Annotated in this window: 21 protein-coding genes; 12 read left to right on the plus strand and 9 right to left on the minus strand. The window is 32.7% G+C overall.

Annotated features, from left to right (window positions below):
• Positions 1–40 precede the first annotated feature (40 nt).
• Together SHI72_RS19685 and gdhA are read right to left on the minus strand one after the other, a co-directional pair.
• Entirely contained in the window at positions 41–2,329 is a 2,289-nt protein-coding gene (locus SHI72_RS19685; RefSeq protein WP_323491131.1) for a two-component regulator propeller domain-containing protein, read from the minus strand.
• Between the two features lie 130 nt (positions 2,330–2,459).
• Complete coding sequence (gene gdhA, locus SHI72_RS19690; protein ID WP_039113147.1) at positions 2,460–3,803, minus strand: NADP-specific glutamate dehydrogenase; 1,344 nt, start codon at positions 3,801–3,803, stop codon at positions 2,460–2,462.
• 323 nt (positions 3,804–4,126) lie between these two features.
• Here gdhA and SHI72_RS19695 point away from each other — a divergent pair, with 323 nt between their 5' ends.
• Entirely contained in the window at positions 4,127–4,921 is a 795-nt protein-coding gene (locus tag SHI72_RS19695; protein ID WP_039113258.1) for a THC0290_0291 family protein, read from the plus strand.
• A gap of 70 nt (positions 4,922–4,991) precedes the next feature.
• On the opposite strand, the gene SHI72_RS19700 is transcribed toward SHI72_RS19695, so the two are convergent.
• Positions 4,992–6,134: a cystathionine gamma-synthase gene (locus SHI72_RS19700; RefSeq protein ID WP_323491132.1), complete on the minus strand. Its 1,143-nt coding sequence runs from the start codon at positions 6,132–6,134 to the stop codon at positions 4,992–4,994.
• A 192-nt stretch (positions 6,135–6,326) separates the two neighbouring features.
• On the opposite strand from SHI72_RS19700, the gene SHI72_RS19705 reads away from it, so the two are divergent.
• Positions 6,327–7,070: a DUF3298 and DUF4163 domain-containing protein gene (locus SHI72_RS19705; RefSeq protein WP_323491133.1), complete on the plus strand. Its 744-nt coding sequence runs from the start codon at positions 6,327–6,329 to the stop codon at positions 7,068–7,070.
• Between the two features lie 250 nt (positions 7,071–7,320).
• Here SHI72_RS19705 and SHI72_RS19710 read toward each other — a convergent pair whose 3' ends face one another.
• The 3 genes from SHI72_RS19710 to SHI72_RS19720 all read right to left on the minus strand — a co-directional run bounded on the left by SHI72_RS19710 (position 7,321) and on the right by SHI72_RS19720 (position 10,415).
• On the minus strand, positions 7,321–8,460 hold the full coding sequence (locus tag SHI72_RS19710) for an ATP-binding protein (protein ID WP_323491134.1): 1,140 nt from the start codon (positions 8,458–8,460) through the stop codon (positions 7,321–7,323).
• A 210-nt stretch (positions 8,461–8,670) separates the two neighbouring features.
• Positions 8,671–9,423 (minus strand): SDR family NAD(P)-dependent oxidoreductase, encoded by a 753-nt coding sequence (locus tag SHI72_RS19715; RefSeq protein WP_323491135.1) that lies wholly within the window; start codon positions 9,421–9,423, stop codon positions 8,671–8,673.
• A gap of 119 nt (positions 9,424–9,542) precedes the next feature.
• Positions 9,543–10,415 (minus strand): aldo/keto reductase, encoded by an 873-nt coding sequence (locus SHI72_RS19720; protein ID WP_039117979.1) that lies wholly within the window; start codon positions 10,413–10,415, stop codon positions 9,543–9,545.
• A 212-nt stretch (positions 10,416–10,627) separates the two neighbouring features.
• Between SHI72_RS19720 and SHI72_RS19725 the strand changes: the two genes are divergently transcribed.
• The 9 genes from SHI72_RS19725 (at position 10,628) to SHI72_RS19765 (ending at position 20,377) form a co-directional block, all read left to right on the plus strand.
• Positions 10,628–11,632, plus strand: coding sequence for an AAA family ATPase (locus SHI72_RS19725; RefSeq protein WP_039113153.1), 1,005 nt, complete (start codon positions 10,628–10,630; stop codon positions 11,630–11,632).
• Positions 11,633–11,714: 82 nt separating this feature from the next.
• Positions 11,715–12,578, plus strand: coding sequence for a DUF58 domain-containing protein (locus tag SHI72_RS19730; RefSeq protein ID WP_039113156.1), 864 nt, complete (start codon positions 11,715–11,717; stop codon positions 12,576–12,578).
• A gap of 52 nt (positions 12,579–12,630) precedes the next feature.
• Positions 12,631–12,987 (plus strand): four helix bundle protein, encoded by a 357-nt coding sequence (locus SHI72_RS19735; protein ID WP_323491136.1) that lies wholly within the window; start codon positions 12,631–12,633, stop codon positions 12,985–12,987.
• A 115-nt stretch (positions 12,988–13,102) separates the two neighbouring features.
• A complete protein-coding gene (locus tag SHI72_RS19740) occupies positions 13,103–14,734 on the plus strand; it encodes a hypothetical protein (RefSeq protein ID WP_323491137.1) in 1,632 nt (543 codons plus the stop codon).
• Positions 14,734–15,735 carry a vWA domain-containing protein gene (locus tag SHI72_RS19745; protein WP_039113160.1) on the plus strand — a complete coding sequence of 334 codons (1,002 nt, stop codon included), beginning with the start codon at positions 14,734–14,736 and terminating at the stop codon, positions 15,733–15,735. Before SHI72_RS19740 ends, SHI72_RS19745 begins: the two co-directional genes overlap by 1 nt.
• Before the next feature lie 74 nt (positions 15,736–15,809).
• On the plus strand, positions 15,810–16,844 hold the full coding sequence (locus SHI72_RS19750) for a VWA domain-containing protein (RefSeq protein ID WP_323491138.1): 1,035 nt from the start codon (positions 15,810–15,812) through the stop codon (positions 16,842–16,844).
• Between the two features lie 49 nt (positions 16,845–16,893).
• Positions 16,894–17,673, plus strand: coding sequence for a tetratricopeptide repeat protein (locus SHI72_RS19755; RefSeq protein WP_039113162.1), 780 nt, complete (start codon positions 16,894–16,896; stop codon positions 17,671–17,673).
• Between the two features lie 103 nt (positions 17,674–17,776).
• Positions 17,777–19,531: a BatD family protein gene (locus SHI72_RS19760; RefSeq protein ID WP_323491139.1), complete on the plus strand. Its 1,755-nt coding sequence runs from the start codon at positions 17,777–17,779 to the stop codon at positions 19,529–19,531.
• Positions 19,532–19,627: 96 nt separating this feature from the next.
• Complete coding sequence (locus SHI72_RS19765; protein ID WP_323491140.1) at positions 19,628–20,377, plus strand: tetratricopeptide repeat protein; 750 nt, start codon at positions 19,628–19,630, stop codon at positions 20,375–20,377.
• 84 nt (positions 20,378–20,461) lie between these two features.
• Here the strand turns inward: SHI72_RS19765 and SHI72_RS19770 are convergent, their stop codons facing one another.
• The 3 genes from SHI72_RS19770 to SHI72_RS19780 all read right to left on the minus strand — a co-directional run bounded on the left by SHI72_RS19770 (position 20,462) and on the right by SHI72_RS19780 (position 23,872).
• Positions 20,462–22,009, minus strand: a complete 1,548-nt coding sequence (locus SHI72_RS19770; protein ID WP_323491141.1) for a VWA domain-containing protein — start codon at positions 22,007–22,009, stop codon at positions 20,462–20,464.
• Between the two features lie 326 nt (positions 22,010–22,335).
• Positions 22,336–22,902, minus strand: a complete 567-nt coding sequence (locus SHI72_RS19775) for a 5-formyltetrahydrofolate cyclo-ligase (protein ID WP_323491142.1) — start codon at positions 22,900–22,902, stop codon at positions 22,336–22,338.
• Complete coding sequence (locus SHI72_RS19780) at positions 22,892–23,872, minus strand: succinylglutamate desuccinylase/aspartoacylase family protein (RefSeq protein ID WP_323491143.1); 981 nt, start codon at positions 23,870–23,872, stop codon at positions 22,892–22,894. Before SHI72_RS19780 ends, SHI72_RS19775 begins: the two co-directional genes overlap by 11 nt.
• 99 nt (positions 23,873–23,971) lie before the next feature.
• Between SHI72_RS19780 and SHI72_RS19785 the strand changes: the two genes are divergently transcribed.
• The gene (locus tag SHI72_RS19785) at positions 23,972–24,499 is read left to right on the plus strand and encodes a hypothetical protein (protein ID WP_131474475.1); all 528 of its coding nucleotides are present in this window, start codon (positions 23,972–23,974) and stop codon (positions 24,497–24,499) included.
• Positions 24,500–24,558: the final 59 nt, after the last annotated feature.

The following is a 24,558-nucleotide window of genomic DNA, read 5'->3' on the forward strand; positions in this document are numbered from 1 at the left end:
TTTAGAAACTGAGACTGATTACTGGGACTGACACTAAAAACTATCGTATTATCATTACTTTCTTAACTTTGGTTTCTCCTCCGTCTTCAGCCGAAACAACAATCATATACACACCAGAAGCTACTTTATATTTTCCAAAAGCAGTCGTATCCCATTCGATTGTTCCTCCTTCGGATGTTGTTTCGTACACAAGATTACCTTCGATATCTGTAATTTTAATATTGGCTTTATCTAGTAATCCTGCAATTTTTACTGTTCCCGAAAATTCTGGACGTACAGGATTTGGATATACATATACATTATTTAAATTTTCATTGGCTTCGGTAGCGATTCCTTTAAACGAAACCATTCCTTTATTTGTCGCAATATAAACTTCTCCAGTGACACTGTTTATCCCAATATCATTAATTTGATTGCTTGGTAATGGCGAATTATTTATCGTAAAGTGATATTTAGTTTCCTGACCATTTGGTGAAACAAAAAAAACACCTGAATCTGTGGTTCCAATCCATTTATTATTTGCCCCATCTACAACAATTGCCGAGATAAATTGCTCGTAAAGTAATTCCTGAGCCAAACCATCATCCATTATGATAATAGGGTTTGTTTTTAATTGATTTTCTGTCTGGAAATTACTTACATTACTTAAAACACGAAGTCCTCTTGTTGTACCTATCCAAAGCTGATTTTTAGCATCTACGGCAACTGCCCTTACATCTGTAGTTGGTAAATTTCCATTATCGATACCAACTGCAATTTTTTTGGCTGTATTTGTACTTTCATTAAAACCAATTACGCCATCTCTATTTGTACCAATCCATTTTGTTCCATTCTTATCTATAGTCATACTACTAAAACTAGCATCCTCAGGCTTACTAAGAACTGCACCAATAGGAAATGTTTGCCATTGCCCATTAGTTCTCAATACCTTTAGTCCATTTTTAATTAAACTATTGGTTACCCATAAATTTCCTGACTTATCAAAAGCAGTTCCGTTTATTCTAACATCTATATAATTCGGTCCCAAAAATGTTAAAGTCTCTAATCCGCTATTTGATTGATTAAATAAAATTGAAGGAGTCTCATTATCTATTTTTAATAATCCTGAAAAAAAAGAACTTGCATATACTTGATTTTCATTATTAGGGTTAACTATAATCCTTGATATAGATTTTGCCTGAAATAATTTTTCGTATGGTATGTTTAACCATCCCGCAGTACTAAATTTACTAATCCCATAACTATCCAATGGATATGGATTATAAAAAACATCATAATTACCATAAACTGCCCAAAGTGAATTTGGCGTAACATTAATAGCAAAAATATTATTTTGTGATGGCCCAGCTGGCATCGTGTTTTCAAACATAGATGCCCCTGAAAGCGTAGAAACAAAAAGCCCACTTTCATTTGTTCCAATATAGATATTATCGCCAATAGCAGTTGCGCAAGTAAAACTCAATCCTGTTGTCGAAACGTCACTATTATTTATTTGACGTAGTAAAACCATTTGATTATTATATACATAAACTGCACTTGCTGTAGTTATAAATAAATTATGATTTTTAGCTCTCATATCTTTTGATGGTTGAGGAAGCGACATAAAACCAACAAAAGTATTAGAACCTGAATCGTAGTTATTAATATAACCTGAAGTATTAATTGCAATCAGTTTTGTGTCATTTGTTTCTACACTTGACCAATCGCCCGCAGTAACTAATGACCATTGAATATAATCGACTAAATTAAGATTCGTAATATTAGCTTTCCTTATACCACTATTAGTCGCTGCATAAATAAATCCGTTGTAAATCGTAGTTTGTCTTACATTAATTTGAGCTCCACTGTCTCCAATAAAATAAGTATCTCCAAACTGCAATGTTTTTAGATTAAACTGAACAATTCCAAAATCGCATGAAACATAAACCATCCCATTATATTCCATGAAATGATTAATTTTTTTAAGATTCGCAGGGAGTTGTTTATTAATGATATCAACCACTTTTACGATACTACCATCAACTTCATTAATTATTGTCATCAATCCGTTTTCATACCCAATAAGTGTTTTACGAAATGATTCACTATGATATAAAGACGAGATAGACTGCCCAGAAAGGCCATCAACAGTATTTATTGTCTTAACAATATTTGTTGCGGTATTTTTAGAAAACAATGCGTTTTCTGTAGCAGCATAAATTGCTGTAGGAGAATCCGAAACATCTTTTATTTGGTTATAAGAGAAATAACCTTGCCATAATAATTTGTTTTGCGCAAAACCAAATTGCATGAGCAATAAGAACAAAACGTAAAGAAACTTTTTTTCCATTATCTATACCTATACAATTGGTTCCACAAATATAATACAAACGAAAGTATTTGAATTTCGTTCTGATATAAATAAAAAATGCCTCCGATTCGAAAATTCGAATGGAGGCATTTTAATTGTATTTAAAAAACTATACTACTCCTTGAGCAAGCATAGCATCTGCTACTTTTACAAATCCAGCAATATTAGCTCCTTTTACATAATTTACGTAACCATCTGCACCAACTCCGTATTTCTTACATTGGTTATGGATTCCTACCATTATGTCTTTTAGTCTAAGATCTACTTCTTCACTAGTCCAGTTCAAACGAATTGAGTTTTGCGTCATCTCTAATCCAGATGCAGCAACTCCACCAGCATTTGCAGCCTTTCCTGGAGCAAAAAGAACTTTCTTACCTACAAATTGTTTTATTGCATCAAGTGTACATGGCATATTTGCTGCCTCAGTAACACATAAAACACCATTTGCGATTAATTTCTTAGCATCTTCTTCGTTCAATTCATTTTGAGTAGCACAAGGAATAGCGATATCCACTTTTACTTCCCATGGGCTTTTCCCTTTATGGAATTGAGCATTTGGATATTTCTTAACATACATTTCTGCTCTGTTATTTCCACTTGCTCTCATTTCTACCATATGCTCGATTTTCTCTCCAGAAATACCTTCTTCATCATAAATATATCCATCAGGACCAGAAATTGTTACCAACTTCCCTCCTAATTCATTTATCTTTAAAGCTACACCCCAAGCAACGTTTCCGAAACCAGAAATCGCAACTCTTTTTCCTTTAATCTCATGTCCGATAGTACGTAACATTTGGTCTGTAAAATATACAACACCGTATCCAGTAGCTTCTGGTCTGATTAATGAACCACCGTAAGCGATTCCTTTACCTGTTAAAACTCCTGTAAACTCATTTTTGATTCTTTTATATTGACCAAATAAGTATCCAATTTCTCTAGCTCCAACACCAATATCTCCGGCAGGTACATCTAAGTCTGGTCCGATATGACGACATAATTCGGTCATAAACGATTGACAAAAACGCATAATCTCACCATCAGATTTTCCTTCAGGATCAAAATCAGAACCTCCTTTTCCACCTCCCATAGGAAGTGTAGTTAAACTATTTTTGAAAACTTGCTCGAAAGCTAAAAATTTCAAAACTGATAAATTTACTGTATGGTGAAATCTAATTCCACCTTTATATGGTCCGATTGCCGAATTCATCTGAATTCTAAAACCTCTATTTACTATAATTTCTCCTTTATCGTCAACCCACGGCACTCTAAAAATTATAGAACGTTCCGGTTCTGCGATTCTAAGAAGCAAGTTCTTACCGTCATATTTTTTTTGTTCAGCAATGAATGGAATTACTGTTTCAGCAAATTCTCTAACTGCTTGAATAAATTCAGGCTCATTTGGATTTTTTGACTCTACAAGAGCCATAAATTCATTTATTTTTTGTTTCATTTTCTAAAAAAATTATCAAATAAATTAATTTTATTATTTACTCAACCAAACAACAAAAAACACACATAAAAGTATCCTTTTGTTATTTTCCACAAATATACGCCTAATAAAGAAATTGGGCTTGATATTTTATAAATTATGAGTAGAATTGTATTATTAATACATATTTTTTAAAATAGATATTTTTAACGCAATGTCTTGCACGAAAACGTTATAGTTTTAATGTCAAAACAACATACTCCTTAGCATTTTTATTTTTTTTGAAAATTTTATGATTTGTGATGGATATTTATATCTTTGTCGCGAAAAGAAATTTAAACCTAATGCTCAAAAACACAGTAATCTCACTATTAATTTCGTTTATTTTTTCATACAATTCCAAGGCACAATCTAGGCTAGCTCATGAAGTTGGTGTTATTTTTGGCCCCTCTGCTTTCAAGTCAGACTATGGCCAAAGAAATGATAACTCTACAAATACCAAAAACACAGGTTTTGGTATTGGTGTAGTACACTTTTTAAATTTTTCATACAATTCAAGACGTGAAGCGTATTTTAATGAACACTTTAAAGTACGTACTGAAATTTCATACAACCAAACAAGTTTAGACCACTTTGGTGAAACGGTTAATGGCAATCCTAATAAAATAGGAGTTATTCAACTTAAAGCAATGAGCGGAAAAACATCATTGGTTAATCTTGGTACACAACTAGAGTATTCGCCATTTATGAAAATGCATGATTACGAAAATACTATGGGTAGTTTTAGCCCCTATATAAGTGGAGGAATTCAGTTTAGTTATTACAACACCAAAGTAAGTTCTTCTCTTGGACCTTTAGGAGATCCTGCAACTACTTTTTATAAATACTTAGTTCCTTCAGACGGGCACCCATACGGGTTTTCTAGCGAAAGCGGAACTGTATTATCATTAACCGCTGGTATCGGAACACGATTTAAATTAGCTCCTATGCACGATTTATTATTTGAAATGAGAGCTCAATTTTACAACTCAGATTGGATTGACGGATTGAACCCAAATTCGAAAGTATTCACAGAAAATAAATCCAATGATTCTCAGGTTTGGTTTACATTAGGTTATGTATACTACTTAGATTATTAGAAACTTCTACATAAAGCAAAACCCCAACATTTTATAAATGTTGGGGTTTTTTATTTCTCTTATTTTTCTATTATTCTAAAGCTTGTTTCAAATCAGCAATTAAATCTTCTGCATCTTCAATACCTACGCTTAATCGAACCAAATCATCTGTAATTCCTACTTCTGCTCTTTTATCCGCAGGAATAGAAGCATGAGTCATTAAAGCAGGATGATTTGCCAAAGATTCTACTCCACCTAAAGATTCTGCCAAAGTAAACACTTTCAATTTTTCTAAGAAAGTAATCGAATCTTCTTTTTTACCAGAAGTAAAAGCAAAGGAAACCATTCCTCCAAAAGCTTTCATTTGTTTCTTAGCAATTTCATGAAACGGATGACTAGGTAAACCTGGATAATAAACTGTTTTTATCTTTGGATGATTACTTAAAAAATCAACCACTTTTTCTCCATTCTCACAATGTCTTTGTACTCTTAGCGAAAGCGTTTTAATCCCTCTTAAAACCAAGAAACTATCCATTGGTCCTAAAGTTCCTCCAGTAGCAAATTGCTGAAAATGTAATTGCTCACCCAAAGCTTCATCTTTTACAATTAAAGCTCCTGCAATAACATCTGAGTGTCCACCTAAATATTTAGTAGCAGAATGCATTACAATATCAGCTCCTAAATCAAGAGGCTTTTGTAAATATGGTGTCGCAAAAGTATTATCGACTGCAAATAATATTTTCTTCTCTTTAGTGATTTTGGCAATTTCCTGAATGTCCGCCAATTTCATCAACGGGTTTGTAGGTGTTTCTACCCAAACCAATTTTGTATTTTCGTTTATTAAAGACTCAAATTTTGCGATATCATTCATATCTACAAAATGAAATTTTATTCCTGAATCTTTATAAATACGTGTAAACATACGGTATGTTCCTCCGTATAAATCATCCATAGCAATGATTTCATCACCAGCTTTAAATGAACGCAAAACACAATCAGTAGCAGCTAATCCAGATGAGAAAGCTAATCCACGTGTTCCGTTTTCAATACTAGCCAAAGCATTTTCCAAAGCACTTCTTGTAGGGTTTGATGCTCTACTATATTCGTAATCTCCAAGAGGTTGCCCTGGGCTTGTTTGGATAAATGTTGATGTTTGATACACTGGAGGCATTACAGCTCCTGTACTTGGGTCATGATGCTGACCACCATGTATAACTTTTGTATTGAATTTCATATGTAGATAATATTTATTTTTTTAGTGCAATATGGCACTGTTTTTACTTAATTATAATTTTATGCTTGAAATCTTATCAATTTCATACCTTTATGTTTTTGAGACTCCAAAAATACTCTACAAATTTACCCATTAATTTATTTTAATCAAGTTACAAGTTAATACCTTTGTATTTAATTAACATTTTTCAAGATGAGACAATATACCTTTTTATTCGTAAGCCTTTTGTTTTTAACAAGTTGCACCAAAGAACTTTCTTTTAAAGAACAAACATTCGAAAAGAAATCAGCTTTACCTTGCAAAACCAATTGTCCTCAGATTAGTTTAAAAGTTCCGATTGCTCAAAATGTTCCAATCGTAGCAGATAGCATCAATAAGAAAGTATTTTCTGTTTTAAAAGAAATCGTTTATTTTGGAGACAAACCATTCCAATCTACCGACTATAATGACTTAACTACATCCTTTATTAGCTCTTACGAAGAAATGCAGAAGAAATTCCCCGAAGATAAATTTGGCTGGGAAGCCAAAATTGAGGGTAATGTAGAATATCAATCTGATAGCATTCTAAACATAAAAATCAACCATTATACCTTTACAGGTGGCGCACATGGTTACCAAGGATATCGTTCTTTATTATTTAATCCTAAAACAGGAAAAACAATTACAAACAATCAATTATTTAAAAGCGAAAAAGATTTTAAGGCTTTCGCCGAAAAAGAATTCAGAAACAAATATAAAATTCCTGCCAGCGGAAGCATCAATGCAACAGGATTAATGTTTGAAAATGAAAAATTCAACCTGCCTTTAAATATTTTTTATACTAAAGAAGGATTGCTACTTTATTACAATTCGTATGAAGCAGCTTCGTATGCAGATGGTCCAAAAGAATTATTATTGCCTTACGATAAAGTAAATGATTACTTAATTTTTAAGTAATTCTTGAATACAGAAGCGAAAACAATTTGGCTGAAGCCAACCACAAAACCTTAATTTCTCCTCCAGTTAAAACTGGAGGCAATTCAAAAAAAAACAATCACAAAGAATTAGACGCACTGCGGTGCGTCTCTACGAAAAACCTTTGCGAGACACATTATTGACATTCATGAAAAATTTTCATTAGATGCAGTCTAAAAAAACCTTTGAACCTTTGCTTCTCAGAACCTTAGCACCTAATTCACCTTCCTCACTAAACATCATATTTCATCTTTCTCAAGATTCGTAAAGCTTCTTTAAAAGATAAATACACTTGAGTAAAAGGCTTTAAAAGCAATTTCGCATCAATTAATTTTTGTTTTGCATCTTCAAAACCATTAAGATAACAAATCATAAAAGTCGAAGGCAAATTCTCCAAATCAATCATTTCACGATTAGACAAGGCAACTCCTTTTTGTAGTTTGCCAAGCAATGCAATATTAGAGTTGTATATATGATAAAGCATTTTTCGATTAAACTCCGGTGGCTGAAAAAGTATTTCTCTATCTATTTTATAGTAGCCATTATCAAAAAAATGAATTGTTTGTTGTTCCAGCGGATAATAACTTGTTTTATCATTTAAGCCCAACGGAACGTATTCGAGAATAGTAAAACTATCTTCATCAAAAGTAATTGTGACCACATCTTGTGCCGAATAAAACAACTTAATTTGCTCATTTATCAGCTCGATATCGACACGAGACAAAAACGTTTTATCACGAGATTTATTAGGAACTCCAGCCCAACAAATAACAAATAATTCTTTAAAAACCTTATACTTAGGCGACATATCTTTATGTCGAAAATTCATAAAGTCGATTACACCATCCAGCGTATACTCTATACTATTACGGGAACTATTCTCTATCCCAATTACGGTTTCAGTATTTTGATAATTTTTCTCCACTTCCCTTTCTTCAACAGGAACCGAATTACTTCCTCGTCTAATAAAAACACTATTAGCAACAATGGTATGAATTCCTTTTTTAAAATAAGAGATCTTACTTTTAGGCTTAATTGTAACCAATCCTATTACTTTATCTTTTGGAAGATTAGGAAAAGGTACATTTTCGTATTGAATTTTTGGAGGATTTTCAAGAAAAGCATTTACCAAATTCTGAATCCGACTATCGTCAAAAAAATCATCCCCTACAATCTCATTATCGTGATCCTCAACACCTACAACTATATAAGAATTATTAGTAGGGTTTGAGTTTGACAAAGCACAGATATGCTTTAAAAACTTTGCTTTCCCTTCTCGAGAATGCAAGTTCAATTGCCTTTTTTTATCATAAAAACTACTCTCATCATTATGAGCGAGTAGGTTTTTTATTAAAAGGCGTTTATTAATCATTATTTAGACTTCTTAGATTATTAGACTAGCTTAGACTTCTTAGACTGTTGGATTATTTGATTACTGGATTGTTCGATTGTCTTATCGTAAGACAACATAAATAAAACCATCTTATTCATATTAGTGCAATTATTAAAACCTCAATTATCTCATTTAACGATTTTTATTAGTCTAAAAATCTAAGAAGTCTAAGCTAGTCTAATAATCTAATTAATTTCTTTTAACAATAGTCGAGGATGCTTGAGCTGTGCACGTAACTACTAAATCGGCAATATTTACATGATAAGGTCTTGAAACCACAAAATGAATAATATCGGCAATATCTTCTGGTTGCAATGGAGCAAACCCTTTGTAAACATTTGAAGCTCTCTCTACATCGCCTTTAAAACGTACTTCGCTAAACTCAGTTTCAACCATTCCAGGATGAATAGCTCCTACTCTAATTCCGTATGGATTCAGATCTATTCGCATTCCTTTACTTATTGAATCAACAGCGTGTTTTGTACCGCAATATACATTTCCGTTAGGATAAACTTCTTTGGCTGCAGTTGAACCAATATTGATAATATGTCCCGATTTTCTTTCTGTCATTTGCGGAATAATCGCTTTAGAAACATACAAAAGTCCTTTCACATTAATATCAATCATTGCATCCCAATCGTCTAAATCTCCTGTTTGAATTGGATCCAATCCATGCGCATTTCCTGCATTATTAATAAGAACATCTATCACAGAAAATGATTCTGGCAAAGAACTAATACGCTCCAAAACAGCTTCTTTATCTCTAACATCAAATGCCAAAGTATGCACTTCCGTAAATTCCGAAAGTTCCTTCTCTAATTCTGATAATCGATCTTGTCTTCTACCACAAAGAATAACTTTATAATTATTTTTTGCCATTAATTGTGCCGTGGCTTTACCTATACCACTTGTTGCACCAGTAATTAGAACTGTTTTTTTCATTCTATGTTTTTTATTTTTTAGCCACAGATTAAAAAAATCATCTTAGTCTTTTAATCTGTGGCAAATATTTTTCACACTAATAGCTGCTGAAAACTGAATACTGACACTTAAAACTATTATTAAGGCACATCGTCTCCCATACTTTCTGTCCAGATAGCAAACCAATCTTCTTTTTCTAATTCTAATTCTACCGCTTTCATTAAAGATTGAATTCTGGCTACGTTTACTGTTCCAGCTATCGGAAGAGCTTTTGCAGGATGTCTTAAAATCCAACTTAGCAAAATAGTATCTGACCCTAAGCTATATTTAGAAACCAATGTTGCTAATAATTTCTTTAATCTTCGCGTTTGTTTATTGTCTTCTCTAAAAACTGTTCCTAGCGGATTCCATGACATCGGACGAATTCCGTGCATTTGCATATAATCAAAGCTACCATCAACCATCGGCTCATAATTTGTAGCCGAAAATTGTACTTGGTTAAAACTAACATCGATTTTTTGGCGAATTAATTCCGTTTGTGCACTTGTAAAATTAGACAATCCAAAATCTACAATTTTACCTTCAGTTCTTAGTTTCTCAACAGCTTCAGCAATTTCATCGGCTTGCATTAAAGGGCTTGGTCTGTGTAGTAAAAAAACATCTAAATAATCCGTTTTAAGATTCTTCAAAGAGTTTTCTACAGACCAAGTAATATATTCTTTAGAATAGTCGTAATGCTTAATTTTATTGTTTCTGTTTTCGGCAATCATCTGGATTCCGCACTTCGAAATCAGTTGCAATTTCTCTCTTGAAACTTTACTTGCCGCGAATGCTTTTCCAAAATCAGCTTCGGTAGTATATGAACCGTAAATATCTGCGTGATCAAAGGTGGTTATTTTATTCTCTAAACATATTTGGATAAGGTTTTCCATTTCTTTGGGAGTTAGATTTTTATCCCAAACTCCCCAATTCATAGTGCCCACAATTATAGGCGATAATAGCGTTTTGCTCATGGTAATATAACATTATTTGTAGTAATAAATCTTGCTTTCTAAAACATAATCATCAAAGTTCTTAAAAATATAAAAATAGAATCACAATTCAACCTTAAAATTAGAGCTTTGGTCGAAGTTTTAACCATTCTTTAACATCTTACTTCTCAAAAAATATTCAATTTGCACTCTCAAAAGTAAGGCATTAAATTCAAGGTTTTAAAAATATTTATATGGAAGAAAATACAACGACTTTAGACATTAGAGCGATCAATGAAAAAATTGAAAGAGAAAGTGCTTTTATAGACCTTCTCACAATGGAGATGAACAAAGTTATTGTGGGTCAGAAACATATGGTCGAACGTTTATTAATCGGACTTCTAGGTCAGGGTCATATTTTATTAGAAGGTGTTCCTGGATTAGCCAAAACATTAGCGATAAATACACTCTCCCAAGCAGTGCAAGGTTCGTTTAGCCGTATCCAATTTACACCCGATTTATTACCTGCCGATGTTGTTGGTACGATGATATACAACATCAAGGCAAATGAATTTTCTATCAAAAAAGGACCAATTTTTGCCAATTTCGTCCTTGCCGATGAGATTAACCGTGCTCCTGCCAAAGTACAATCGGCACTTTTGGAGGCGATGCAAGAAAAACAAGTTACTATTGGGGACACTACTTTTAAACTAGATCGCCCGTTTTTAGTACTTGCAACTCAAAACCCTGTTGAGCAAGAAGGAACATACCAACTACCAGAAGCGCAAGTTGACCGTTTTATGCTTAAAACCGTAATTGACTATCCAAAAATGGATGAAGAGCGTCTAGTAATTCGCCAAAATTTAAAAGGAAGTTATGAGAAAGTAAATCCAGTTGTTTCTGTTGAGCAAATTTTACGTGCACAAGAAGCTGTTCGTGAAGTTTACATGGATGAGAAAATAGAAAAATATATTCTTGATATTGTTTTCGCAACGCGTTACCCAGAAAAATACAAATTAGCTGATTTAAAACCACTTATCAGTTTTGGAGCATCTCCTCGTGGAAGTATCAACTTAGCCAATGCCGCAAAATGTTATGCTTTTATTAAACGTCGTGGATATGTAATTCCAGAAGATGTTCGTGCAGTTGTTCACGATGTATTACGTCACAGAGTAGGTATTACTTACGAAGCAGAGGCTGAAAACATCACTTCTGTAGACATCATCAATAAAATTGTAAACGAAATTGAAGTACCTTAAAAATTTGTTTAATGTTTAAAGTTTCAAATTGTCGCATATCGAACTTGAAACCTTAAACTCTTAAACTTTAAACAAATTAAAAATGGATACAAAAGACCTATTAAAAAAAGTACGTAAAATAGAAATCAAAACCAAAAGATTGAGTAATCATATCTTTTCGGGAGAATATCACTCTTCATTTAAAGGTCGTGGTATGACTTTTAGCGAGGTGCGTCAGTACCAATATGGCGATGATATACGTGCTATCGATTGGAATGTAACCGCTCGTTATAATGAAGCCCACGTAAAAGTTTTTGAAGAAGAACGCGAACTTACCATGATGCTTATGGTGGATATTTCGGGTTCTGAAAGTTTTGGTTCTAAAAATCAGTTTAAAAAAGATATTGTAACCGAGATTGCAGCCACAATGGCTTTTTCGGCAACTCAAAATAATGACAAAATAGGTTTAATCTTATTCTCGGATACAGTCGAATTGTATATTCCGCCTAAAAAAGGAAGATCTCACGTATTGCGTATTATCCGCGAATTAATAGAATTTGAACCTAAAAGTCATAAAACTGATATTGCACAAGCATTAAAGTTTTTATCAGGTACACAAAAAAAGAAAGCCATCGTTTTTGTAATCTCCGATTTCATGTCTGATGATTATGAGCATACCTTGAAAATTGCATCAAAAAAACACGATATTACAGGTGTTCGAGTATATGATATTCGAGAAGAAAAAATACCAAATATTGGAATGGTTTCAATGCTTGATGCCGAAACTGGTAAAACACAATTAATCAATACAGGTTCCAAAACAATACGTGCCAATTACGAAAAACACTACCATAGCAAAGTAGCTTATTTTAAAGAGACTTTTAGCAAATCGGGAGCAGGTGTTGTAAATACTCGCGTAGACGAAAGTTATGTAACCAAATTATTAGGCTATTTTAAATCGAGATAGAGATTTTTGATTTTTGATTAACGATTTTTGATTTAAGAAGGGGTTTAAAGCGATGAATAAACAAGAATTAGAAAATAGATTGATTGATTTTGCAGCAACTATAATAATTGTTGCGAGTAAGTTTGAAAAAAATTATGCTGGAAATCATCTATCAGGACAAATAATTCGTTCTGGGACTTCTCCCGCTTTAAATTATGGAGAAGCTCAAAGCGCAGAGAGTAAAAAAGATTTTATTCATAAAATGGGAGTTTGCCTAAAAGAACTAAGAGAAACTTTCGTTTGTCTAAAAATAATAGAAAAAGCAAATTTGTCATTAGATTTAGGAAATATATCAAAAGCAAAAACAGAAGTCAATGAATTAATTTCAATCTTTGTTTCAAGCATAAAAACATCAAAAAATAATATATAAAAGAATGAAAAATTAGAATTTGAAGAAAAACATTTGATTTATTTCCAGACAGAAAATCTGAAATCAAAAATCGTTAATCTTCAATCAAAAATCATTATTCTTTAATTAAAATCAAATGAAATTAAAATTTTACATATTTTTATTCTTGCTATCGGCAACTGTTTTTGGGCAACAAAAACAGATTGAGACTAGTATAGATACTACTAAAAATAAAATTGGAGCTGAGTTTAAGTTAACAATTAAAACTTCTGTCGATTCTAAGTCGAAAGTTGTTTTTCCTAAACTTAAAAACATTGGTCCTCTTGAGGTAATTAAATCATATCCAATTGATACTGTCAAAAAAGATGACCGTTATGAATTGATTAAAAAATATGGTTTAACTCAATTTGATTCTGGAAGATATACTATTCCTAGTATCCAAATCCTCATCGATAAAAAACCTTACCTATCTGATTCTATTCGAGTAGAAGTTGCAAATGTAAAAGTAGATACATTGCAACAAAAAATGTATGACATTAAAGACATTACTAAAGTTGAAGATGGAATTGGAGATTGGTGGAAATACCTTTTGATTCTAGCCTTAATTTTAGGAATTGGTGCTTTTGTATATTGGTTTATCAAAAAAAGACAACAAAAGAAAATTGAAGAAGAAGTTTATAAAACTCCTATCGAAAAAGCAACAAGTTTGCTTAACACATTAGAGAAAAAAGAACTTTGGCAAAAAGGTGAAGTTAAAGCCTATTATAGCGAGTTGACTGATATTGCCAGAAATTATATCGAGGAAGCAATCGAAATTCCAGCAATGGAAAGCACGACATCTGAATTAATACAAGGAATTAGAGCTGCATCTGTAAAGAAAAAAATGGCATTAACGCCAGAAACTGTCGAGAACTTAGAGCGTGTATTAAAACAAGCCGATTTAGTGAAATTTGCAAAATCTAAACCATTAGATTTTGAAATTACCGAAGACAGAAATAAAATTCAAAAAGCAATCCTTACCCTAGACAGCGCAATTCCTGTAGAAGTAGTTGTCGAGGAAGATACTTTATTAAACGAAGCGCAAAGACAGAAACAAATAAAACTTCAGTTACTAAAAAAACGCAACAAACGTATTGCCTTATCAGTAGCAACTGTATTGTTTTTGATTGTTCTTGTTACCAGTTATTTTATTGCGACCAAAGGCTTTACTTATGTAAAAGATAATATTATCGGACATCCATCTAAAGAATTATTAGAAGGAGAATGGGTAAAAAGTGAATACGGAAATCCTGGCATCTTAATTGAAACTCCAAAAGTTTTAAAAAGAATGGATTTGACTAAAATGTTCCCTAAAGAAGGTTTAGCGTTAATTAAAGAAATGCAATCCTTTGGATACGGAAGCTTGGTTGATAATTTCTCATTGATGATTTCTACTTTAAAATATAAGGAAGAAACTCAAATTGATTTATCAAAATCTCTAGAAGTTACCATAAAAACTATCGAAGCACAAGGAGCACGAAATATGATTGTAAAACAAGAAGATTTCGAAACCAAAGAAGGAATTCGTGGAGTTAAAGGTTACGGTACTTTCTCTAGTATAGATGAAGGCACTAAATCGAGTACCAAAATGTATTACGAAATCCTTTTATTTAGCCAAGAAGGCGGATTACAACAAATAATGATTTTTCACGAAGAAGGAGATACTTATGCCAATGATATTGCAGACCGCATATTAAACTCTGTAGAACTAAAAAAAGCAACTAATTAATGGATAAAATAACTTTTTTAAACCCTGAGTTTTTCTGGTTGTTTCTTTTGATTCCCATTGCAATTGCTTGGTTATTTTGGAAAAGAAATCAGCAATCGGCAACATTAAAAATGAGTTCACTGCAAGGTTTTAAATCTTCAGAATCATTATTAGCAAAACTAAAACCTTTTTTGGGTGTATTTAGAATTTTAGCTTTAAGCTCTTTGATAATTGCACTAGCAAGACCTAGAACGGTAGATGTAAGTAATAAGACAAAAACAACAAAAGGAATTGATATTGTAATGGCAATAGACGTTTCTGGAAGTATGCTTGCACGAGATTTAAAACCAGATCGTATGCAAGCGCTTAAAAAATTGGCTGCCGACTTTGTTAGCGAAAGACCAAACGACAGAATTGGACTTGTTTTATACGCATCTGAAGCTTATACAAAAACTCCGGTAACAAGTGATAAAGCAATTATTCTTGAGGCTATTAAAAGTATAAAATATGACAATGTTCTTGTTGACGGAACTGGAATAGGAATGGGATTGGCAACAGCCGTAAACAGACTTAAAGACAGTAAAGCCAAAAGTAAAGTTATTATATTAATGACCGATGGTGTTAATAATGCTGGATTTATTGAGCCAGATACAGCAGCAGATATTGCAAAACAATACGGTATTAAAGTATATACAATTGGTATTGGAACTAACGGAATGGCAGAGTTTCCTTATGCAATTGCTCCAAATGGTCAGTTCTTGTTTAGAATGATGAAAGTAGAAATTGATGAGCAAATGATGAAAACCATTGCAAACAAAACTGGCGGAAAATATTTTAGAGCTACAAGTAATGAAAAATTAGCTTCTATCTATAACGAGATTAATAAACTGGAAACAACCGAAATCGAAGAATTAAAATTCTATGATTATGACGAAAAATACAGACCTTTTGTGATATTAGCTGGTTTATTGCTATTATTGGAAATTGGATTACGAAATACTGTTTACAGAAGCTTTATTTAATATTTCAGTATTCAGTTACAGTCACAGTAAATAACTGAGAGCTGAAACTAGAAACTGAAAACTAGAATTTAAAAATGGAATTAGACGAAAAAAAATATTTATACCTTCTTATATTGCTTCCAATTTTGGTGTGCATTTTTCTTATCAATATGTATTGGAAAAGAAAAAAACAACGCGAATTTGGAGATTTGGATTTAGTAAAAAAACTAACTCCGGAGCATTCTGTTTTTAAACCATTTTTAAAGTTAGGAGTTATCCTTTTAGCTTTAGCAGCATTAATTTTAGGATTGGTTAATCCGAAAATTGGAACAAAAATGGAAACTGTAAAACGTGAGGGAATTGATATTGTATTTGCAGTAGACGTTTCTAAAAGTATGCTTGCCGAAGATGTTGCTCCAAGTCGTTTAGAAAAAAGTAAACAATTAGTATCGCAAATTATCAATCAGCTAGGAAACGACCGAATAGGAATCGTAGCCTATGCAGGTAGTGCATTTCCAGTTTTACCAATTACAACCGATTATAGCGTTGCTAAAATGTTCTTGCAAAGCATGACTCCAGACATGGTTTCATCGCAAGGAACCTCACTTGATGAAGCTATAAAATTATCTGCAACTTATTTTGACGAAAAAAGCAAAACAAGTAAGCTATTGATTTTAATCTCAGATGGTGAAGACCACTCTGAAGGAGCCGAAGCTGCTGCCGAAGAAGCCAATAAACTAGGAATGAAAATCATTACTATTGGTATCGGAACTGAAAAAGGAGCTACAATCCCATTGAAAAAAAATGGAGTTGTTGAGAGTTTCCAAAGAGATAATAACAATGAAGTCGTTATAACAAAATTAAATCAAGAAGGGCTAAAAGCTATTGCAAAAGCGACCAAAGGTGGTTATGTTTATGGCAGTAATACCAAAGAAGTTTTGGATTATGTAAAAAATGCTTTAGATAATATTCAGAAAACAGAATTTGAAGCTACGCAAATGGCCGATTTTCAGTCTCAATTCCAATGGTTTATTGGTATTGCATTTGCATTATTATTCATTGATCTTTTCTTATTAGAAAGAAAAACAAATTGGGTTAAAGAGTTGAATTTATTTAACGAAACAAAATAATTGTTTCAACACAGTTATCTTTTGAAACAAAAAAAACAAAAAAATTAGAATGAGAAATTTACTTCTATATATTTTATTAACGCTTTCTTTAGCTGTTTCGGCTCAAGAAAAGGACAAAGCGTTGCCTAAAGCTAATGAAGAATATAAACAGAATAAATTTGTAGATGCCGAAGCTGATTATAGAATCTCGCAATCTAAATTCCCAAATCGTAGCGTTGCACCTTATAACTTAGGAAATGCTATTTATAAGCAAAACCAAGCTAGCGAAGCTAAATTTGCTTACGCAAAAGCATTAAAGAATGCCAAAACACCATCTCAAAAACACAAAGCACTCCACAACCTTGGTAATGTTTTTATGAAAGAGAAAGATTATGGGCAAGCTGTTGAAGCTTATAAAAATGCATTACGTAACAACCCTACAGATGAAGAAACACGTTACAACTTTGCATTGGCTAAGAAAATGCTAAAAGAAAATCCTCCTAAAAACGATAAAAACAAAGACAAGAATAAAGATAAGGACAAGGACAAAAAAGACGACAAGAAGGACGATAAAAAAGACAAGAAAGACGACAAAGGAGATAATAAGGACAAGGATAAAAAAGATGATAAAGGAGATCCTGATAAAGATAAAAAAGATGGAAAAGACGATAAAGGCGACCCTAAGAAAGATGATAATAAAGGAGAACCAAAACCTACACCAGGCGGAATCTCTAAAGAACGTTTACAAAATCTTCTTGATGCAGTAAATAATGAAGAAAAGAAAATTCAGGATAAAGTAAACGGTCAAAAAGTAAAAGGCGCTCCTAGAAAAACTGAAAAAGACTGGTAAAATAAAGTTGAATCGTTTAACTGTTTATTTGTTTATTTGACAAACAATAAATGGTTAAACGATTAAACAGTTAAACGATTTAAAAAAAACGATTAAACAGGTAATGAAAAGATATTTAATTCTATTACTATTAAGTTTCCAAGGGCTTATGGCTCAAGTTCAATTTGAGGCCAGAGTAAGCAAAACTACGCTTGGTTTAAACGAAAGACTTCGAATTGACTTCATTATGAATGTTGATGGCGATAACTTTGTTCAACCCACATTTGAAGGTTTTAGAATTGTTGCTGGACCAAGTCAGCAAGTAAGTCAGTCATGGGTAAACGGAAGAAGTTCATTCGAGAAAGTGTATTCCTATTTCTTATTACCAAACCAAAAAGGAAGCCTTGTTATAAGACAAGCTGCAATAGAATATAATGGTCAGGTTTACAAAACATCTCCTATAAAAATAAATGTTACTGCCGCAGTAGCACAAGAAAGAGATCCAAATGATCCACAACAAATATCTGCCGATGATAATTTATATCTAGTTGCCGATATATCTAAGACGAACCCATATATAAACGAACCAATTACTGTTGTTTACAAATTGTATTTCAGCTATAATATCGGTATCACAAATTGGAGAGAATTAGACAAACCAAAATACAATGATTTCTGGAGTCAGAATATCGATATTAAGCAACTTGTTGCTGAAGAAGGTATGTTTAAAGGCGAGAAATATCGTTACGTAGTACTTAGAAAAACGGTATTATATCCACAAAAATCAGGTAAATTAGTAATTGAACCTTTAGCATTAGATATCGATGTGCAATTACCTACTAACCGAAGAAATATGTTTGGTCAGGTTATAGTTACCGATGGCAACAAACGTGTATCGGCAGGTGCTAAAACTATCAATGTAAAAGCACTTCCTGAATCTAGCAAACCAGAAGGATTTTCGGGTGCTGTAGGTCGATTTGACTTTAAAGTAACGCCATCTAAAACTACGTTAAAAAACGGAGAAAGCCTGGAGTTAGTTGTTAGTGCTGCTGGTAGCGGAAATATGAAATTATTTACCCTGCCTAAACCAGTTGTACCAAATGCGCTAGAAATGTACGACCCTGTACATGACGAGAAGGTAAGCACAACACTTAGCGGAATGTCTGGAAAAATATCAGACACCTATACCATTATACCACAATACAAAGGAAATTATGCCATAAAACCAATGCAGTTCTCGTATTTTGATTTAAATACAGGAAGTTACAAAACAGTTACTTCTCCAGAAATCATGGTGAATGTTCTTGATGGTCCAACGCCATCAGATGCAAATGTGGCTTCTAGCCCAACTGCAAAAAACAAAATATCGGCTACAGAACAGTTCAAGTATATTAAGCTAAAAAGCAATTTTACCTCTGTCGTAAACGATGATTTTTATGGATCAAACTTGTTTTATGCCCTATTGCTTTTACCATTCCTGATTGTACCAATTATAGTTTTAGCTAAGAAGAAAAAAGAAGCTATTGATGGTGACATTACTGGAAACAGAATTAAAATGAACAATAAACTGGCTAAGAAATATTTATCTGAAGCTAAAAAACAAATCAATAACAAAGAGCCGTTTTATATTGCGCTTGAAAAAGCAATGCATAATTTCCTGAAAGCCAAATTACATATCGAAACTTCAGAAATGAGCAAGGATAATATCACAGAGCTTTTATTGTCTCGAAAAGCAAATCCAGAATCGGTTAAAAATTTCATTAGCCTAACCGAAAACTGTGAGTTTGCACGATATGCACCAGCATCTAGCGCTTCTATTCAGCAAGATTTTGATAAAGCTGTATTGATAATTTCAGAATTAGAAAAACAAATTGTTTAATATAGTTTCTAACCATACAAGTTCGCTAAGAAATTAAATTTAGCTTACGCTGAATTAAGGTTCGCAAAGTTGAAACTCTTATTACATATCAATAAAATGAAAAATATTCTTTTATACCTATTCTTATTATTATCCCAAATTTTCTTTGCTCAAAATAACTTTGATAAAGCGAATGCTTTATATCAAGAATCAAAATACGAGCAAGCAGTACAAGAGTATGAAAACGTTATAAAAGTTGATAAAAAACAATCGGCTGAATTATATTATAATTTAGGTAATTGCTATTACAAACTAAATAAAGTAGCTCCAGCAATATACAATTACGAAAAAGCTTTGGTATTAAACCCTAATCATCCAGAGGCTCTAAACAATTTAAAATTTGCTAAAAAACTAACAATCGACGAAATAAAAGAAGTTCCTAAAGTGGGTTTTGCAAAACTCATCCGAAACTTTACCGGAATATATCATTACAATACCTGGGCATGGATTTCTGTAGGGATAGCATCGGCATTCTTGCTTTGCTTTATCGGGTACTATTTTTCGCAACTTACACGTTCTAAAAGAGTTTACTTTATCGGAATGTTTTTGATATTACTTGCTTTACTGGTAAGCTTAACAGCAGGTTTTTTAGAAAAAAGTCATTTTGATAACGAAAGACCTGCCATAGTATTTGCAGAAATTGCCGAAGTACGTAGCGAACCTCAAAAAGCTGGTTCACCAATTTTCACCCTTCACGAAGGAGCAAAAGTATACGTAAAACAGTCATTACAAAACTGGAAAAAAATAGAATTAACCGATGGAACCGAAGGTTGGATAGAATCCTCGGCTGTTAAAGAGGTGAAATAATTCATTTGTTTTAAAAAATAAAAATCCCTAATTCAATTTTATATAATATTGAATTAGGGATTTTCTTTTGTTTGCTACATCTATCTAATTTACAGCATCTACCAATCGTATAAATTCGGCTTTATAACCTTCATCATCATTTGCTAATCCTGATTTTGCTAACTTTTTTATATCCGCACTAGAACTATTCGCAATAAGTTTGGAATCTCTTAATTTTAATCCAAACCAGGCAACAGCTGTTGTAAATTTAAAATCCGAAGAACTACTATCCAAAGAGACTTTCTTATTATCAATAGTACTTACCATTTCTATACTTTTATCACCATCTGGTTTTTTGTATCTAAATTTAATGGTTGCAAGCTCATCATTATAATTCGAATTGTCCGATTTTACTTTTGTATATTTTAAATCAGAAGGAATATAATCACTTTCAACACCTGTCGGAATAATTTCATATAATGCCGTAACCGTGTGGCCACTTCCTAATTCTCCAGCATCAATTGCATCATTTTTAAAATCTTCAGGCTTTAATTTACGGTTCTCATACCCGATTAATCGATAAGCCTGAACATGCTTAGGATTAAATTCTATCTGAATTTTTACATCTTTTGCAATGGCAAACATTGAACCTTTAAATTCTTTACCTAAAAATCGATTAGCTTCCTGAATGTTATCAATATAAGCGTAATTTCCATTCCCTTTATCGGCTAAAACTTCCATTTTGCTGTCTTTATAATTCCCCATTCCAAATCCAAGAACAGTTAAAAAAACACCCGATTTTCTTTTATCTTCAATTAGTTTTTCCATCTCCATGTCTGAAGAAGCGCCCACATTAAAGTCTCCATCAGTAGCAATAATAACCCTGTTATTTCCTTCCTTAATAAAGTTTTGCTGTGCCAACTTATAAGCCAATTCAATTCCTTCTCCACCAGCTGTACTTCCGCCTGCACTTAAATTATCAAAAGCATCTAAAATCTCTTCTTTATTATCTCCCGAAGTTGGCGTTAATACCACTCCCGCAGAACCAGCATAAACTACAATCGAAACTTTGTCTTCACTACGGAGTTCTTTTACTAAAATCTTCATAGATTCTTTTAATAACGGAAGCTTATTATCATCACTCATCGATCCAGAAACATCTATTAAAAAAACAAGATTTGATGCTGGTAAATTCGTCATTGGAATATCTTTTCCTTGCAAACCAATTTTTAGTAATTGACTGTTTTTATTCCAAGGACTATCGCTTAATTCTGTATTAATCGAAAATGGATTTTGTCCTTCTGGTTGTGGATATTTATACTTAAAGAAATTCATCATTTCTTCAACACGAACGGCATCTTGAGGAACCTTTTGTCCGTTGTTAATAAAACGCCTGATATTGGTATAAGATGCGTTATCAACATCAATAGAAAAAGTAGAAAGTGGTGATTTTATAGGAGATTCAAAAGGATTTTCTTCAAGGCCAACATAACTTTCGGTATTAGAATCTGGAAGTATGTTTTCGGGAATTTCCGTATCATAAACTACTACATCATCAGCCGCCGCCGCCTCATCGCTATACTCACGTTTTTTACAGCAACTAAATAAAACAAGAACAAGGAATGCCATCAAATAAAAATGTTTATTTTTCATTTAAATAAATTTTAAGAATTAGTAAATTGGTTTTTCTTTCAAATAATGGCTAGCATTCCGGATGTACTAGTTAAAATTATCTGCGATTTGAGCCAATTCAAATTCAATGCCAAAATTTTTTTAATTTTTTCTACAAATGAAAATAAACGATTTAAAATTGAATGTTGTTTTCTTAAACTTTGCGAGCCTTAATTCAGCACAAACTAAATATAATCTCTTTGCGAAGCTTTGCGGTAAAAAACCAAACGGAGAAACTTTGCGAACCTTAATTCAACACAAACTAAATCTAATTTCTTAGCGAACTTTGCGGTAAAAAGACCCAAAACCTAGAACTTATATACCTTCTCAGGCGTAACACAATAATCAAGTTTTATATCCCCTTCAAAAACATCTGTAATTTCGGTTTCAGCCTCAAAGAAAGACAAACCTACTTTAATCGTTTCTGGTTTACATTCAGATAAAAACTTATCGTAGAATCCTTTTCCATATCCTACTCTATTTCCAGAAGTATCAAACGCTAAAAGAGGAACAAAAACAACATCAATTTTACTCGACGGAACTTCCAGACCATCAACAGGTTCAGGAATATTATATTCGTTCTTCTTTATTTTAGTATTATCAGTAAGCAAGAAATGAGTCATTTCTCGGGTCTCAAAATCACTTTTAGAAATTACAATTTCTTTGTCTTTTCCGGCAAGTAAATGCAAAATAAACTCCGTATTTACTTCTTTATGTTCTACTATTGGTAAAAAAACATGAAAATAAGTTTTCTCCCAAATTGGTAGTGAAAGTACTTTATTGGCAATAACCAAACTCAATTCGTCAATATCAGTTTCAGTAAGTTGTTTCCTCAACCCTTTTTTTTGTAAGCGCAATTCTTTTTTAGTTGTCATCTTCTTCTAGATTGTTTTTGGACATATGATAAATAGCATCCCCTTCGTACACAATTGGCGAATGGTTTGCATTAATAATATACCCATCATGCGGTGCTTTTACTTTTCTTTCAAACTTACCAAAAGGATCGGTAATAATTGCCAGAATAGTTCCTTTCTTAACAAACTTTCCAATTGTATTGTAGTCATGTAGTAACCCTGAGCATTTAGCTCGAAGCCATACCGATTTTTCGATATAAATAGACGGTTCTTCAGGCGTTGCAACAATATGATTAGAATCTAACATTCCTAAATAAGCTAGCAAACGCTTTACTCCATCAATACCAATATTAGCAATTTCATGATTAATATCTAATGACTTTCCGCCTTCAAAAAGCAACATTTTTACTTTTAATTTTTCGCTGATACTCCTAAACGAACCCGAAATGTTTTTAGAATACAAAGTAAATGGTGCGCTAAATACATCCGCCAAAACCTTTAAGTCATGATTATTCTCAGAGAGCCTAATCTGCGGTGCATTAAAACGGCTTGCTCCACCAGCATGAAAATCGACAGCATAATCTACAATTGGCAAAACATCGGTAACAATATGATAAGCAAAACGGCTTGCCAAAGAGCCTTTTTTACTTCCAGGAAAAACTCGGTTTAAATCACGCCCATCAGGAAACTCACGCGCTTTATTTACAAAACCGTACATATTTATAACCGGAATACAAATGATAGTTCCTTTTTGCGGACGATTAATTCTCTTGCTTATTATCTGACGTACGATTTCGACACCATTAATTTCGTCACCATGAATCCCTGCCGAAAAAAGCACAACAGGCCCTTCAATCTTCGAACGTCTTACAATAACAGGAATGTTTAATTTGGTTGTAGTGTGCAGTCGAGCAATTTCGACGTTAACGGTTTTGCTTTCACCTGGTAAAATGGATTCCCCAAAAATCACCAATGGTTTACTATTTCTCATATTCAATAATAAAAGCTAAATATAGAAATTATATTTTAAATTTATATCTTTGACTTTAACACTTATAATCTTAACCAACTAACCACATCAAAATTTAAAATGAAAAAAATAGCAGTTTTATTTGGCGCATTAACCCTTCTGGTTTCCTGCATGAGTAAAGAAGAGAAAATGAAAGAAGCAGAAGCTGACGGAAACGAAGCAGTTGCTGTAAAATCTAAATTAATAGAAGGTGCAGGAAAAGCACTCCAAGAACAAGGAAAAGACGCCGCCAAAAGCGCATCTAAAGGAATTGGAGATGTTATAAAAGGAATAAACTCAGGAATGAGCGAAAGCATCAATACCTCCAAAGTGACTTCTGAACCCACTTTTAAAGCAAACTTTGAGGAATGCAAAGCCGAAAAAATATACGGAGCAGATACTGATAAACAAAAGAAAGTAACAATTTACTTAATTGCTAAAAAAGATTTTAAAGGAAATCTTGTTTTAAAAGCTTTTGATGCCGATAAAAAAGAAATTGGAAGAAGCAGTTTAGAGGTTTCTATTAAAAAAGACGATGCAAAATATGTAGACTTCTCATTTGATGAAAGAACGCATTTACTACAAACCGAATACTTTACAATTAAATAAAAATTCCAAATAAAAAAAGAGCCCGTTTTCTATAAAAAAACGGGCTCTTTTTTTGGAAG

This window comes from Flavobacterium sp. PL02 (assembly GCF_035013205.1).
GTDB lineage: Bacteria > Bacteroidota > Bacteroidia > Flavobacteriales > Flavobacteriaceae > Flavobacterium.